This is a genomic window from Enterococcus sp. DIV0187, assembly GCF_051713785.1.
In the GTDB taxonomy this organism is placed as follows: Bacteria; Bacillota; Bacilli; order Lactobacillales; family Enterococcaceae; genus Enterococcus_A; species Enterococcus_A avium.
Genome location: NZ_JBIOQO010000001.1, coordinates 1,723,088 through 1,737,500 on the forward strand (window position 1 = coordinate 1,723,088; position 14,413 = coordinate 1,737,500).

Genomic DNA, 14,413 nt, shown 5'->3' on the forward strand with positions numbered 1-14,413 from the left:
CAAAAGGTGTGAGCAACATGACTGAATTTTTTATTCAAGAAAAACAATTAAGTTCCACGACACGAACGATCGTCAAAGACAACAAAGGTGTTCCACTCTATTTAATGGTAGGACATTGGGGACGTAAAGGAAATGTGCTCTCCCTCTATGCAATGGACGGTCAAATCGTAGCATATATCAAACAAGCCAGTGTGATTTTCGGGCGCAAGTTTGAGATTTACTATGACCATACAAAAGTTGGTGTACTTCACAAAATCTTCCATTGGCCCGGGGATTTTTATTACATACAGCAGCTTCATTGGGCAGTTTATGGAGATATTTACAACCATAAATATAAGATTAATCATTTTAACCAGCCAATCATGACGATGGATAAAGCCACCTTATTAACTGGTGATTACTATGTCTTGGATGTCACAGATCCAGCAGACGCCCCAGTCTGTATTTGTGTGGCGGCGATTATGGATTATTGGCTGTATAATCGCAATAGAAAAAAAGAACAAGAAACTGTGTTAGAAGTAACCTTTCCTCAAAACTGTTAAAACGGCTAATACGTTTACTACGTTAAGTAAGCGATTAGCCGTTTTCTTATATGCTTATTTGTGACGCTTGATGCGGTCAAAGCCTTTAACCTCTCGTTGCATATGATCGTATAAATGACCGCTAATCATAACTTCTCCAACATCCTTGAAGCCATCACGTAAATATAAACGTTTAGCATTTGGATTAGCCTTATCGACATTTAGTCCGATAATTTTTTCGCCCTCGTGGGTCGCCAGCCGATCTACCGCCGTTAACAGCTTTGAACCAATCCCTTGTCCACGAAATTTTTCATCCACTGCGATTGAATCCAAATACCATTCACCAGGAAAAGCTTCAGGATCAATAAACATCTTAATATCGTCGGAAATTCCTTGTGAACGCAAATAATTTTCTAAAGGCAAATCGATAATCTTTTCTTTATTGGCCGGATAACCAAAAACAGCCCCTGCGATTTCGCCATCAATTTCTTCAACTAGACCTCGAGCATAGCCGAAACGATAAGTCGGATCTTCAAAGCAAGCCGTGATAACTTCTAAGGCCTTCTCTTCACCAAACTCAGCTAAGAAATCCAGCTCCATGTCTTTTAAAATAACCAGTATTAATTTTGCAACTGCTGCGCCATCTTCTTTTTTGGCAAATCGAATCATTTTAAAACCTCTCTTTTAATAACGTATATTCCCTTTTCTATAGTGTACCACGGGAAAGTTCTTTTCGAAAGTCAGGAACTTTGTGAATAGTTAAAATTCTGCTATGATAAGCTTGAAGAGAAGACTAGGAGGCGCAACATGAAAAAAATAGGAAAGATTCTTTTAGGAATTATAACAGCCATCATTTTGGTTTTAGGCGGCTATTTAATTTATTTATTCGCCAGCTATGACCGTTTACCTGACCATCTTACCTTAAAACCCGACAATCAACATAATCAGGTTTTAGAAACCAATAAGACTTACCGTGCTATGAGTCATAACATTGGATATGGGGCTTATCCGCCAAGCTATAGCTTCTTTATGGACGGTGGGAAATACTCGCGAGCGTACGATAAAAAAACGGTAGAAAAAAATATGAATGGGATCGTCACTACGACAAAAGAATTAGATCCTACTTTTGCTTTTTATCAAGAAGTCGATCAAGACGGTGATCGTTCACAGCATGTAGATGAAGTAGCCTTTTTAAAAAATCATTTATCTGACTACAATAGCTTGTATGGGCAAAACTACGACTCCTCTTATTTGTTCTATCCCTTTACTGACCCAATCGGCCAAGCAAAATCAGGGCTAGTCACCCTAAGCCAAGCTGAGATCACCAGCAGTAAACGCTATTCTTTACCGATCGAAACAAACTTCAACAAATTTGTTGATTTGGATCGTGCCTTCACTGTCAGCCGTATTCCAGTCAAAAACGGTCATGAGTTTATTGCGATCAATACCCATTTGTCCGCTTTTACGAAGGATCGTTCCATCCAAGCGGCTCAATTGAAGAAGATTTTTGATGTCATGGAAAGCGAATATAAAAAAGGGAACTATGTGATGGTCGCCGGAGATTATAATCATGATGTTTTGGGGAACAGCCCAGACGTATTTAGTACAAGTAAAAAACGCGAAACCTGGACACACCCATTTCCGAAAGAAGATTTACCTGCAGGCTTTCACCTGCCTACTGGAAAGCTGGCAGAAGAGAAAAAGCCATCCGCTCGAGCATTAAATGAACCCTATAAACAGGGCAAAACCTACACGACTTTGATTGATGGGTTTCTTGTTTCAGATAATATCAATGTTGAAGCTGTTCACATCAAGGATATGCAATTTAAATATTCTGACCATAATCCAGTATATTTGGATTTCACTTTTAAATAAAATAGCTTTAACTCCAAGGTACATTGCTTTCTTTCACTCTCGTTGATAGAATGAAGGGAAATCATAGAAAGGACTTATTTCAATGTGGAAATTCACCTTCAATATACGCACCATTACTCTACTCCAAACAAGGAAACTACTGTAGATGAAACATTGTTTGGAGATACGATAAGAGTTGTTTCATCGCCAATTTTTAAACGCGGATTTACGCACGTTTATTCGGCTTGAAACCTCTTCTTATAGACAAAATTGGAGGAAAAATGAAATGTTGACAATTAAACAAGTTGACCGAAAGAATCAAAACGAACTAGATACAATGATGGCGATTTGGGAATCAGCGGTTATTGCTACCCACACCTTTTTGACAAAGAATGATATCGAAGCCTTAAAGCCTGAGGTAAAAAAAGCGTTTCAGCTGATTGATGAGCTTTATGGCTATTATGATCCTGAGCTTTTAGGATTTATTGGTGTCCAGCAAGATAAGGTTGAAATGCTTTTCGTTGCAAACAAAGCTCGAGGAAACGGAATTGGAAAAAAATTACTGCAATTTGCGCTTGATTCGCTAAATATACACTATGTAGATGTGAATGAGCAGAATCAGCAGGCCTTTGGTTTTTATCGGCATATGGGTTTCCATGTGATCGGGCGATCTGAGCTAGATGAGCAAGGGAATCCTTTCCCCATTTTGCATTTAAAAAAAATGCAGATTGAAGAAGTCGTTACAGATAAGAAAAACTATTTAAACTTGCTTCTTTTAGCCGATCCGCAGGAAGACATGATTGATCGTTACCTTGATGACGGCCGCATGTTTGTTTTATATGATGATGATGCTTTGAAGTGCGCAGCCGTTGTCACAGAGTTGAATGAACAGGAATGTGAGCTGAAAAACATAGCAACTGTCCCAGCTGTACATGGCCAAGGCTATGGCAGAGCAATGATCCAGTTTTTATTCCATGAATTTTTAGGTCATTATCAAACGATGTATGTCGGAACTGGTGATGAGCCAGGAATATTGAACTTTTATAAAAAAAGCGGATTCCGCGAATCGCATCGCGTGAAGAATTTTTTCACCGATAATTACCACGAACCAATCATTGATCAAGGAGTCCAATTGGTTGATATGGTCTATCTACGGGCAGACGTCAATAACGAATAACATAAAAAAAGTGATAAGATCAACTTCATGATCTTATCACTTTTTTTGTGAACTTATGCTTGCCGCAGCTGTTTGATAATTGTTTCAGCAGTCGAAAGATTCATTTGATCTGCTCGACGCAATTGTCTTGAAACCTGAGCGATCTCTTTTTCGGTCGCGCCAGCAGTGATGGCCAATGAGCGGCTCTGCATCGCCATGTGTCCTTTTTGAATGCCGTCTGTCACTAGTGCCCGAATGGCTGCTAAATTTTGCGCCAATCCAACAGCAACAATCATTTCGCCTAATTCAGCCGCCGTGGAAACTTCTAATAATTTCAAACTTAGCTGAGCCTTCGGTAAAACCTTCGTTGCCCCACCGACAATACCGACTTTCATTGGTAGGGTTAATTGTCCAACGAGTTTTTCTTCTTTTATGACCCAATCCGTCAACCCTTCATAACGTCCATTGCGTGCAGCATAAGCATGACAAGCTGCCGCCACCGCACGTGTATCATTCCCAGTAGCCAGTACGACCGCATCAATCCCATTCATAATCCCTTTATTATGAGTTGCCGCACGGTATGGATCGAGCTTGCTAAACTCACTTGCAGCAGCAATTCTTTCTGCGACCTCTGGTGTTAGCTGTGTCAGCGGGATCTCACATCGTGCTTCAATCAACGACTCGGTTGCATAGTTGCTTAAGATGCTGAACAAGATGTCCGCCATTGGAATCAGTTGTCGCAGCTCTTGCGCGACTGCTTCCAGCATCGTATTCAAGATATTGGCGCCCATCGCATCTTTTGTATCGACAACTACATCGATCGAAATGTAGCCTTCTTCAAAGGTGCGTGCATGAATGGATTGCAATCCGCCGCCGCGCTGATAAATCGAAGGATAGCTTTTTTCTGCCGCTGCAAAAAGACTCTTTTTATTTTCATTAATCGTTTTAATTACTGCATCGAAATCAGTGACCTTTCGTAAAACGATCTGTCCAACCATCCCTTGATTAATCACTCGCGTCTGAATTCCGCCCGCTTTTGCAATGATTTTCCCCGCGTTACTAGCTGCCGCAATTACGGAGGGCTCTTCGGTAGCCATTGGAATTAGCTTTTTTTTACCATTAATAACAAAATTTTGAGCGACACCTAAAGGAATCGAGCATTCACTGATTTGATTTTCAATCAAATTATTCGCGATTTTTTCCGGCAGCACCGTTTCAGTTGCTAATTGTGCCGCTTCTTTAGCAGATAACTTTTTATCTTTCACCAGTTTAGCTAGACGCTCAGCTTGGGTCATCTGATAGAATTTTTTTTTTGCGATTTCTTGATCCTCCGCTTTCGTTATCAACAAAGCTAGACCTAACCCGCCGCCAATACAAAGACTTGCTACACCACGTTGCTTCTCCTCTTGAATCAGCTCAGAAATTAAGGTTGTTACAATTCGCGTCCCACTGGCACCAATTGGGTGACCCAAAGCGATTGCGCCGCCGTAACTGTTAATTTTTTGATCAGATAGCTTTAATTCTTTTTGCACCGCAACGGAAGCTGCCGCAAATGCTTCATTGATTTGGAAGGTATCAATTTCATCAATTGTACGATTCGCTTTTTTTAATAATTTATTAATTGCAGATACTGGGGCCATTCCCATAATACTTGGATCAATTCCAACTTCACTGTAATTATTAATAACAGCCAGGTAAGTAAGTCCATGTTCAATTGCATAGGATTTCGCTGCCAATATGACAGCTGATGCACCATCGTTTAGCGTTGAAGCGTTGGCCGCTGTAACGACGCCATTTTCCTTAAAAGCTGGCTTTAAGGAGCTAATTTTCTCCAGAGTAGAATCAAAGCGAATCCCTTCATCTTCCCACATGGTACTACCATCTGATAGTGCAATCGGAACGATCTCTGATTCAAACTTGCCATCCTTACTGGCTTTCGCTGCCTTCATTTGCGAATCATAGGCATATTGATCCTGCATTTCACGGGTAACATGATAGTCTTCAGCCACCTTTTCTGCTGTCAATCCCATATGCTTTCCGCTAAACGCATCTGTTAAACCATCATAGATCATGCTCGATTTTGGTTCGTGCCATTCTTGGGCTGCATAATCAAAGCTTGTTACCTTTGGAGCCTGAGACATATTCTCTGTTCCGCCAGCAATCACAACGCTCGCCTCATTCAACAAAATCTGCTGCATCCCAAAAATGATCGATTTCATTCCAGATCCGCACACTTCATTGATCGTAGTTGCCGGAACCTCATAGGGTATCCCTGCTTTAACTGCGGATTGACGAGCTACATTTTGACCATTGCCCGCTTGCAAAACATTTCCCATAAATACCTGATCGACTTGATCTGCCTCGATCTCCGCACGTTTGATTGCTTCTTTCACCGCAATCGCACCGAGCTCAACCGCTGAAACAGTTGCTAATTTGCCTTTATATCTGCCAATTGGTGTTCGTACAGCGCTTAAAATAACTACTTCTTCCAAGGGTGCACCTCCAATGTTTTCATTAAAAACCAGACGTAAGTATAGCACAGATAGTTTTATAATTTCTTAAGATTCAAACTCAACTAATTATGACCTTTCTATGATATATTTACCTTTGGAAGAAAAGGATGTCTGTTCTACTTATTATTTTAGTAATTAAGTGGAAAGATATGTGTGGTTTATTTATTTTTACTAAGAAATGGATGGATCAATAAGAACTAGGAGGAGCAATATGAATATAGGGATTGATAAAATCAGTTTTCACGTACCAAATTATTATCTTGATATGACGGATTTAGCGAATGCCCGTGAAACTGACCCCAACAAATTTCACATTGGTCTTGGACAAGATCAGATGGCAATTATTCCCGAGACACAAGACATCGTCACTTTAGGGGCAAGTGCTGCTGCCAAAATTCTTACAGATGAGGACAAAAAGGACATCGACATGGTAATCGTCGGAACAGAATCAAGTACCGACTTCTCAAAATCCGCTGCGGTAATCATTCATGATTTGTTGGATATTCAACCATTCGCTCGTTCATTTGAAATAAAACATGCTTGTTACGGCGGAACTGCCGCCCTGCAGCAGGCTCATGATTATGTTGCCCTACATCCCGATCGTAAAGTTTTAGTGATCGCTGCTGATATTGCTAAATATGGTTTAGCAACTGGTGGCGAACCTACGCAAGGCTGTGGTGCTGTCGCTATGCTAATAACTAAGGAACCAGATTTATTAGCCTTTAATAACGATAGTGTCTTCTATTCAGAGGACGTTTATGATTTTTGGCGACCTGCAGGACATGATTATCCATTAGTCGATGGACACATGTCTAACCAAATCTATATTGATTCATTTACTCGGATATGGGAGCAAAATAAAAAAGTCAATCAAACCGATAGCACGGATTATGCTGCGATCACTTTCCATCTACCTTATACAAAGATGGGACGCAAAGCTTTACGTGCGATCTTTCCGGAAATGCCTGAATCAGAACAACAACGTTTAGAAGCTCGTTATGATGAAGCAGTGGTGTATAGCCGAACAGTCGGTAATCTCTACACCGGATCATTATATCTAGGTTTGATATCCTTGTTAGATAATGGCAATCTAGGTGCCGGTGATCGAATCGGATTATTCAGCTATGGTTCTGGTGCCGTTAGTGAGTTCTTCTCAATGACATTGATGGATGGGTTCAAAAGTCATTTAACTAGCGAAAAGAATCAAGCGTTGCTTTCTGAACGCAAGCAGCTTTCTATCGATGAATATGAAAAAATGTTTAACGAAAAACTCCCAACCGATGGAGGTACGTATACCTTCTCTGATTCAACTGATTTTGCTATCAATAAAATCAGCGGTGATATTCGTTATTACAATAAGTAGTATAATAGGAAAAGGCCAGCTGACTAATCAGCTGGCCTTTTTTTAGGCGCAAAAATAATCTAGCAGGTCTAATGGCTAAGTGCTTGTTCTTCATTCCAGATTTCTGGAATATTTACACTCTTTTCTAGGTCTTAAACGTTTTTTATGATTGAATTTCGTTTAAGCCTCACCATTAAGTGAAGAAATGGTTCCACTGTCTACATTTCTTTTCCCCGCTAGATTAGAATAACTTGGTAAGGAGACTTCAAATCCCTACTTCCTTTCTGCCGCTTTCGGCATTCTCTGTGAAATGAACACTGCTTCCGTCCATTTCTGTTGTATTATTTTACAACCTTAGGGACCTACCCCTTACATCTATATTTATACCATATTTCGCCGCTTTTTGCAACCGTTTACACTTTATCTAATCGTCCTTTTTCGTGTTATAATCTTAACGTTAAGACTACAATTAAGACTCGATTTTTTCGTAAAAAAACGGTGATTAACCAAATTAGGAGGAAATATTTTTATGAATATATTGTACATTTCTATCTCAGGAAACACTCGGGCATTTGTTAAGCGTCTGGAAGCCTACGCAGTGGAACAGCATCAATTAGATCCGAAAAATCCTTTAATCAGTTCAAAGGAAATTTCCGAAAATTCTCCCTTCGAGATTGAGTCGGCACCCTTCTTTACCTTTGTCCCTACGTATTTAGAAGGAGGAAATGGTGTTGATAGCGGGGATACTGAGATTTTGACAGAAGTGATGCGCGAATACCTCGAATACGAAGATAATTTTAAACATTGTCTAGGAGTGGTCGGCAGCGGGAATAAAAATTTTAACTATCAATATTGCCTGACAGCAAAACAATATAGCGAAGCCTTCAAGTTTCCTTTCTTGGCAGATTATGAACTGCGAGGAACCGTTGCTGATTGTGAGCGCGTGTATCATATTTTAAAAGAAAACAGTTTGAATTAATCGTTTACTAATTATTCTATTGACTTTTTATCATGTTAGAGGCATTCTTTTTAAAATAGATAAATCTATGAGAGAGGTGTGTTGCAATTGAGAAAAGTCGCAATTATTGGTGTAGGACATGTAGGAAGTACAACTGCTTACACTTTGATTTCAAAAAATATCGTTGATGAGCTGGTGCTTTTCGACTCGAAAGATACGATTCTAAAGGCTGAACTGAATGATCTGATGGACGGGCAAATGGAACAAGCTAATCAAGTTCGACTGATTGGTCCAGATGTAGCTGAACTAGCCGATACAGATGTGATTATTTTTTCTGCTGGTGACATTTCGATTTTTGAAGGAAATCCTGATCGCTTTGCTGAACTGAATTTGACCAAAACAATCGTAGAGGAATGGGCGCCAGTCATCAGAGATTCTGGCTTTAAGGGAATTATATTGAATATAACAAATCCTTGTGATGTCATCACTCAATATCTGCAGGAATTGACAGAACTTCCTCAAGAGCGTGTTATTGGTACTGGAACTTCACTAGATACTGGCCGAATGAAGCATGCTGTCAGCAAAAGTATGAAAGTTCATCCTTCGGCCATTGATGGTTATGTCATCGGAGAACATGGTGAAAGTCAATTTGTTGCTTGGTCTAGCGTCCGAATCGGTGGCACCCCTATCAGTGAAATATTGACTGATAATAGACTTGATGTTCTGGATAATGCTGCTCGTGATGGCGGTTGGGTCACTTTTAGAGGAAAAGGCTATACTTCTTATGGTATCGCCATTCAAGCCGCACGGATTGCTGAAGCAATTTTAAACGACAATCACCTTGTCGTACCAGTCAGCCATTATCATCAAGCTGAGGGCTGCTATGTGGGTTCTCCTGCAAAAGTTTCAAGACAAGGAATCAGTGAAAGTTTTCCGTTAAAGCTTTCCACTGCAGAACAAGAAAAATGGCGTCATACCATCCAGACGATTCATTCAATGCACGCAACGATCTAAAGAAACCACTGGTGACGGAAGAACGACAAAACTATTGATGAGTAGCAGAACACGCTCATTAAAAGAACGAACAACTGTGGAACTATCTGAACCGACCCCCAAAAGTTAGACCAAAAATCTAACTTTTTGGAGGTCGGTATTTTTATGACTGAATATGGCTTTGAAATCAAGCTGAAAGTTGTTCAAGATTATTTGGATGGAAAAGGTGGCTATCGCTATCTAGCGAAAAAGTATGGAGTTAAGAACGCGGATCAAGTAAGAAGCTGGATTAATTCCTATCAACAATTTGGTGAGGAAGGACTCTTTCGAAAACATTATGATAATACTTACTCTGTTCAATTCAAGATGGATGCGATAGAGTTATATCAAACGAGTGAGTTGTCCTATCGTGAAGTTGCCAATAGACTCGGTATGAGGAATCATGCTCTGATTGCCAGTTGGATGCGGAGTTTTCGAGATGATGGTATCAAGGGACTCTCAAAACCGAAAGGACGTCCACCTACCGTGCCTAAGAAAAAAGAAAAGCCAAAGAAAGATTTTGTTAAAGTAACATCTGAAGAACGCGACCGTATTAAAGAATTAGAAAAACAAGTCCGTTCACTTCAGATAGAAAATGCCTTTTTAAAAGAACTGAGGAAGCTGCGAAATCAGGAAGCCCAACAAAGACGAACGAATCAATCGCACGAATCATCCACAGCCTCCGAGGATCCTTCAAATTAGTTGAGCTTCTTGAGACCTTGGACTTTCCTAAAGCAACGTTTATGTACTGGCAAAAACGATTTGACAGAGAAAACCCTGATCAAGAAATTGAAGCCGAAATGCTTCGTATTCGTAAAGAACATAAAAATTATGGCTGTTTACGAATGACGAACGAACTAAAGAATCGTGGATTCCATGTTAATAAAAAGAAAGTCCAACGTTTGATTCGAAAACTAGGAATCGAAGTGCGTTCATACACGCGGAAATCACGACGCTACAGTTCTTACCGAGGAAAAGTCGGGAAAGTGGCGAAACACCGGATTCGTCGTCACTTTTATACGACTATTTGTCACCAAAAAATTACGACAGATACAACAGAGTTCAAATATCTTGAAGTGGATACCAAAGGCGTGATCCGTCAGAGAAAGTTATATCTGGACCCGTTTATGGATATGTATAATAGCGAGATTCTTTCGTACCGCATCTCGGAAAAGCCAAATGCCTTGGCAATCATGGAAGGCTTAGAAGAAGCCATCGCGATCACGAATGATTGCCCGTATCGTCGCACTTTCCACTCGGATCAAGGCTGGGCCTATCAGATGAAAGCCTACCGTCGAAAACTAAAGAAACAGAAAATTTTTCAAAGTATGTCTCGTAAAGGAAATTGTTTAGATAATTCCATCATGGAGAATTTCTTCAGTCTTCTAAAACAAGAAATTTTTCATGGAGAAACCTATCACAGTTTTGATGAACTAAAAACGGCGATTGATGATTTTATCTATTACTACAACAATCACCGGATGAAACAGAAATTGAACTGGAAAAGCCCTGTTCAGTTTCGAGAAACAGCACAGAAAGCGGCATAATCGCTTAGCTTAAGAAACAAAAAACGGAGTAGATTTCTCTACTCCGAAAAAAGTCTAACATTTGGGGGTCACTTCAATCAACAATGATAGCCCTACAGTCGTTCGTTCTTATTTTCTATTTATTAATTTAAAAGAATTTCAGGCACTCTTGATATTTGAGAGAGCTTTCCTCCACTCAAACCCGATCAACTTAGCGTTAGGTGTGCGATAATTAAAGACCTTTTCATTTTCTAAGGGCTCAAAATAGTTCTTAATCGCGCGAATCACCGAATTATGACAGACCAATAGATAGGTATTCTCAGAGTCTTGTTCTAATTCTGCTAATAAAGGAACGATTCGAGCATAAACATCCATCAAAGATTCCCCATTAGGATAGCGTACAGCAAATTGAGTACGAATTTTTTGGTAGCCTGCCAGTTCATCGCTCTTTCCATCATAATCCCCATAATCCAGCTCAATTAATCGTTCGTCGACACTCATGGGTAAATGATTGGCCTCACTAACTATTCGTGCTGTTTCTTCCGCACGATTTAAGGGAGAATGGATGATTCTGGTTATAGGTGCGTCAAGGTTAGCCACTTCTTCTGCTAATAAAGCCGCTTGATGATAACCTATCTTAGACAAAGCAATGTCGCTTCGCCCTGAAATGATTCCTTTCTTGTTCCAATCTGTCTCCCCGTGTCTAGCTACATAAAGCAAATAAAACAGTCCTCTCTATCAAAAAAAATGAAAATCCAACTAGGAAGATTTCTAGAATTTTCAAAATAGTTATTCATTAAAATATTGGTAGTAGCCAATTTCTCTACTACTTTATCATTAGAATGAAAGAACGTCTATATATTTACTGAAAATGACTGCTAGTTTTTCACACCGTAGGCTCGTGGAATAATGAGGTAGTCAATCAATGGTACAAAACAATTCATAATTAATAAAATGAATGTCATACCTTCTGCCATGGAACTAAATGAACGCCAAGCCATTAGTAGTATGCCACAACAAATTCCATATATGATCTCACCTTTGGGTGTTGTAGGTGATGTACTATAATCTGTCGCCATGAAGAAAGCACCCAGCATAGTTGCGCCCCCAAAGATATGAGCAAAAACAATTGTCAGATCACCTTTCCCTAAAAAAAGCGCAATAATAACTATTGTACCAAGCATACAAATCGGAATGTGCCAAGTAATTACTTTTTTATACAGCAGAAACATCCCTCCTAAAAAGAGAAGTATCGCCGTTGTTTCAGCATTTTTACCAGCAATCAATCCAGTCAAGCTGTCTATCATCTGACCAGAGCTTAAACTTTCACCAGCTTTGGCATTCATCAAAGGCGTGGCAGAAGAGACGACATCTAAACCATTCAACGAGAAAAAAGGCTGCGGTTGTACATTCGCTGACATTTCCTTTGCAAAGACCAATCTTAAGACAGCTCGTCCTGTTAAAGCCGGATTTAACAGATTTCTACCGATTCCTCCAAATAATTCTTTTGCGATAATAATTCCGATAACTCCGCCTAAAGCCGGATACCACAACGGTACACTTGCTGGCAAGCTCATCGCCAATAGAACACCAGTCACTACTGCTGAATAATCTTTAGGCAAGGTATCTTTGCGAAATTTAAACCATAGAAACTCAGAAATCAGGCATGTACCTATGGCTATCACATAAATAAGCAATGAACGCAGGCCAAAGAAAATAATTGAAGCAATCACGCTAGGTAGCAGCGCCAATAAAACCATTCGCATTATTCGATCAGTTTTTTCGTAAAACAACAAATGCGGCGAGGCTTCCATTAATGGGTAACGTGTACTGCGAAGCTGCTCCAACGAATTTTTATTCCCCATCCTATGCCTGCCTTTCTTTAAGAGCTTTTTGTCCAGCAACAATATGTTCAGCTAAATGCCGACGTGCTGGGCAAATATACGTACAACACCCACAGTTAATACAACTATCTACATAAAGCTTTTCCAAACGTTTCCAATTTTCCTTCAAGTAATTTTTTTCAAGCTGATGTGGCAAAAGATTCACCGGACAAACAGCGACACAGCGAGCGCACAGGATACAAGGAGAAGGTGTGCTGTCTTCATCATGATGCTCATTGATAACAATTAACCCATTGGCTGATTTTGTTAATGAAGCCGCCATTGTGTCTACTGTTTTCCCCATCATAAATCCACCTGTGATAATCTTAGATGGCTTTCCCTCAAAGCCTCCGCAAAAAGCAATCATATCCTCAATCGAAGTTCCCAGCGGAAAATAGACATTTTTCTGCTGCTTGACATCACCCACCACAGAACAAATTCTATGACTCAGGGGAACTCCGGGATCAATCGCTTCATAGACAGCGACCGTCGTAGCCACGTTGATAATCAAATAGCCTAAGTCTCGTGTTGAACCATCTGCTGGGGCTTCCTTTCCTGTAATTACTGTAAAAAGCATCTCAGTGCTTCCTTGAGGATAAATCGAAGGAACTTCGATAACGGAAAGATTCGATATGTCATGGCATAAAATCTGCATAACCTCAATTGCTTCTTGCTTATCATCCTCAATTGCAATAATGCCTTCCTTTGCTGCGACAGCTTTCAATACCAACTCACAGCCCTTAATCAGCTTTTCCCCCTGAGTCGCCATTAATGCAGCATCAGACATCAATAATGGCTCACATTCAGCACCATTAAAAATACAAGTATGAATATCTTCTTTAGGGTTTAGCTTTACATGACTGGGAAAAGTCGCCCCGCCTAGCCCAACCACTCCCGCTGATTCAACACGCTCAACGATCATTTCCGGTGTCAAATCATCAATTGTTTCATGGTGTATCTCTTGAGGTTCATCTCTAAAATCATTTTCAATGATTACGCAGGTCATCTTATCCCCCTGACCTTGATCAATCTCTTGTATTCCGATGATCTTCCCGGAAATACTTGCATGAACGTTCGCGCCTAATCCTTCATCTATTTTTGCAATTGTCTGTCCTAAAAATACTTTTTCTCCTACAGAGACGATAACCTCTGCAGGCTCACCAATATGTTGCTGAACGGGAATATAAACTTTTTTAGGTTGTATGTTCTCAACCTTTTTATAATTATCGATTCCTCTTAAATGCAAGGCCGGATCTTGATGCAAATCAATTCCACCTTTAAATCCTCGCTTACTCATCACATTCCTCCAATATTATTCATAATTTTAGTATAACATGAACATTTTTCAGCTAAAAATAATATACTGTTATACAATAATTGAAGGTGAATAATAAAAAAAGTTACTACAATGTTTTGTAATATCTTAGTACTTACGTATAGAAACGACCCACTTTTTTAATCAGTTCTATCTTCCTTTGCAAAAATAAACCCAAATATACAGTAGATTCAAAAGTACCCATTTCTTTTACCAACCAGATTGCTATTTTTCCATCCAAGATTTCTTATAAAATAGAGGTAAATATCCTATGTTTATCATTTTATTTTACATGAAAAAGATTTGAATTCAT

At 39.7% G+C, this 14,413-nt stretch carries 12 protein-coding genes; 7 read left to right on the top strand and 5 right to left on the bottom strand.

Annotation, left to right across the window (positions count from 1 at the left end):
• Positions 1-17: 17 nt before the first annotated feature.
• On the top strand, positions 18-542 hold the full coding sequence (locus tag IGI52_RS08425; RefSeq protein WP_049218720.1) for an LURP-one-related/scramblase family protein: 525 nt from the start codon (positions 18-20) through the stop codon (positions 540-542).
• Positions 543-596: 54 nt separating this feature from the next.
• Here IGI52_RS08425 and IGI52_RS08430 read toward each other — a convergent pair whose 3' ends face one another.
• On the bottom strand, positions 597-1,190 hold the full coding sequence (locus tag IGI52_RS08430) for a GNAT family N-acetyltransferase (protein ID WP_271819918.1): 594 nt from the start codon (positions 1,188-1,190) through the stop codon (positions 597-599).
• Between the two features lie 138 nt (positions 1,191-1,328).
• Here IGI52_RS08430 and IGI52_RS08435 point away from each other — a divergent pair, with 138 nt between their 5' ends.
• Both IGI52_RS08435 and IGI52_RS08440 read left to right on the top strand, forming a co-directional pair.
• A complete protein-coding gene (locus IGI52_RS08435; RefSeq protein ID WP_438781036.1) occupies positions 1,329-2,396 on the top strand; it encodes an endonuclease/exonuclease/phosphatase family protein in 1,068 nt (355 codons plus the stop codon).
• A 265-nt stretch (positions 2,397-2,661) separates the two neighbouring features.
• On the top strand, positions 2,662-3,552 hold the full coding sequence (locus IGI52_RS08440; RefSeq protein ID WP_438781037.1) for a GNAT family N-acetyltransferase: 891 nt from the start codon (positions 2,662-2,664) through the stop codon (positions 3,550-3,552).
• Between the two features lie 53 nt (positions 3,553-3,605).
• Here IGI52_RS08440 and IGI52_RS08445 read toward each other — a convergent pair whose 3' ends face one another.
• Positions 3,606-6,023, bottom strand: a complete 2,418-nt coding sequence (locus IGI52_RS08445; RefSeq protein ID WP_438781039.1) for a hydroxymethylglutaryl-CoA reductase, degradative — start codon at positions 6,021-6,023, stop codon at positions 3,606-3,608.
• A gap of 232 nt (positions 6,024-6,255) precedes the next feature.
• On the opposite strand from IGI52_RS08445, the gene IGI52_RS08450 reads away from it, so the two are divergent.
• The 4 genes from IGI52_RS08450 to IGI52_RS08465 all read left to right on the top strand — a co-directional run bounded on the left by IGI52_RS08450 (position 6,256) and on the right by IGI52_RS08465 (position 10,923).
• The gene (locus IGI52_RS08450; protein ID WP_438781040.1) at positions 6,256-7,407 is read left to right on the top strand and encodes a hydroxymethylglutaryl-CoA synthase; all 1,152 of its coding nucleotides are present in this window, start codon (positions 6,256-6,258) and stop codon (positions 7,405-7,407) included.
• A 508-nt stretch (positions 7,408-7,915) separates the two neighbouring features.
• Positions 7,916-8,365 (top strand): class Ib ribonucleoside-diphosphate reductase assembly flavoprotein NrdI, encoded by a 450-nt coding sequence (gene nrdI / locus IGI52_RS08455; RefSeq protein ID WP_438781041.1) that lies wholly within the window; start codon positions 7,916-7,918, stop codon positions 8,363-8,365.
• Positions 8,366-8,452: 87 nt separating this feature from the next.
• Positions 8,453-9,358, top strand: a complete 906-nt coding sequence (locus IGI52_RS08460) for a lactate/malate family dehydrogenase (RefSeq protein ID WP_438781042.1) — start codon at positions 8,453-8,455, stop codon at positions 9,356-9,358.
• A gap of 144 nt (positions 9,359-9,502) precedes the next feature.
• Positions 9,503-10,923 (top strand): IS3 family transposase gene (locus IGI52_RS08465; RefSeq protein WP_225844249.1). Its coding sequence is split into 2 segments (ribosomal slippage): positions 9,503-9,980 and positions 9,980-10,923, totalling 1,422 coding nucleotides; the frame shifts between segments, so codons are not numbered across the junction.
• Positions 10,924-11,061: 138 nt separating this feature from the next.
• On the opposite strand, the gene IGI52_RS08470 is transcribed toward IGI52_RS08465, so the two are convergent.
• The 3 genes from IGI52_RS08470 to rsxC form a co-directional block, all read right to left on the bottom strand.
• Positions 11,062-11,622, bottom strand: coding sequence for a histidine phosphatase family protein (locus tag IGI52_RS08470; RefSeq protein ID WP_137439804.1), 561 nt, complete (start codon positions 11,620-11,622; stop codon positions 11,062-11,064).
• Positions 11,623-11,780: 158 nt separating this feature from the next.
• Complete coding sequence (locus IGI52_RS08475) at positions 11,781-12,767, bottom strand: RnfABCDGE type electron transport complex subunit D (protein ID WP_438781043.1); 987 nt, start codon at positions 12,765-12,767, stop codon at positions 11,781-11,783.
• 1 nt (position 12,768) lies between these two features.
• Complete coding sequence (gene rsxC / locus IGI52_RS08480; protein ID WP_438781044.1) at positions 12,769-14,082, bottom strand: electron transport complex subunit RsxC; 1,314 nt, start codon at positions 14,080-14,082, stop codon at positions 12,769-12,771.
• Positions 14,083-14,413: the final 331 nt, after the last annotated feature.

What these genes read in the sequence shown, in the direction of transcription:
- IGI52_RS08425 (WP_049218720.1), top strand. Translation starts at nt 18, where the DNA reads ATGACTGAATTTTTTATTCAAGAAAAACAATTAAGTTCCACGACACGA.
- IGI52_RS08430 (WP_271819918.1), bottom strand. Translation starts at nt 1,190, where the DNA reads ATGATTCGATTTGCCAAAAAAGAAGATGGCGCAGCAGTTGCAAAATTA.
- IGI52_RS08435 (WP_438781036.1), top strand. Translation starts at nt 1,329, where the DNA reads ATGAAAAAAATAGGAAAGATTCTTTTAGGAATTATAACAGCCATCATT.
- IGI52_RS08440 (WP_438781037.1), top strand. Translation starts at nt 2,662, where the DNA reads ATGTTGACAATTAAACAAGTTGACCGAAAGAATCAAAACGAACTAGAT.
- IGI52_RS08450 (WP_438781040.1), top strand. Translation starts at nt 6,256, where the DNA reads ATGAATATAGGGATTGATAAAATCAGTTTTCACGTACCAAATTATTAT.
- nrdI (WP_438781041.1), top strand. Translation starts at nt 7,916, where the DNA reads ATGAATATATTGTACATTTCTATCTCAGGAAACACTCGGGCATTTGTT.
- IGI52_RS08475 (WP_438781043.1), bottom strand. Translation starts at nt 12,767, where the DNA reads ATGGGGAATAAAAATTCGTTGGAGCAGCTTCGCAGTACACGTTACCCA.
- rsxC (WP_438781044.1), bottom strand. Translation starts at nt 14,082, where the DNA reads ATGAGTAAGCGAGGATTTAAAGGTGGAATTGATTTGCATCAAGATCCG.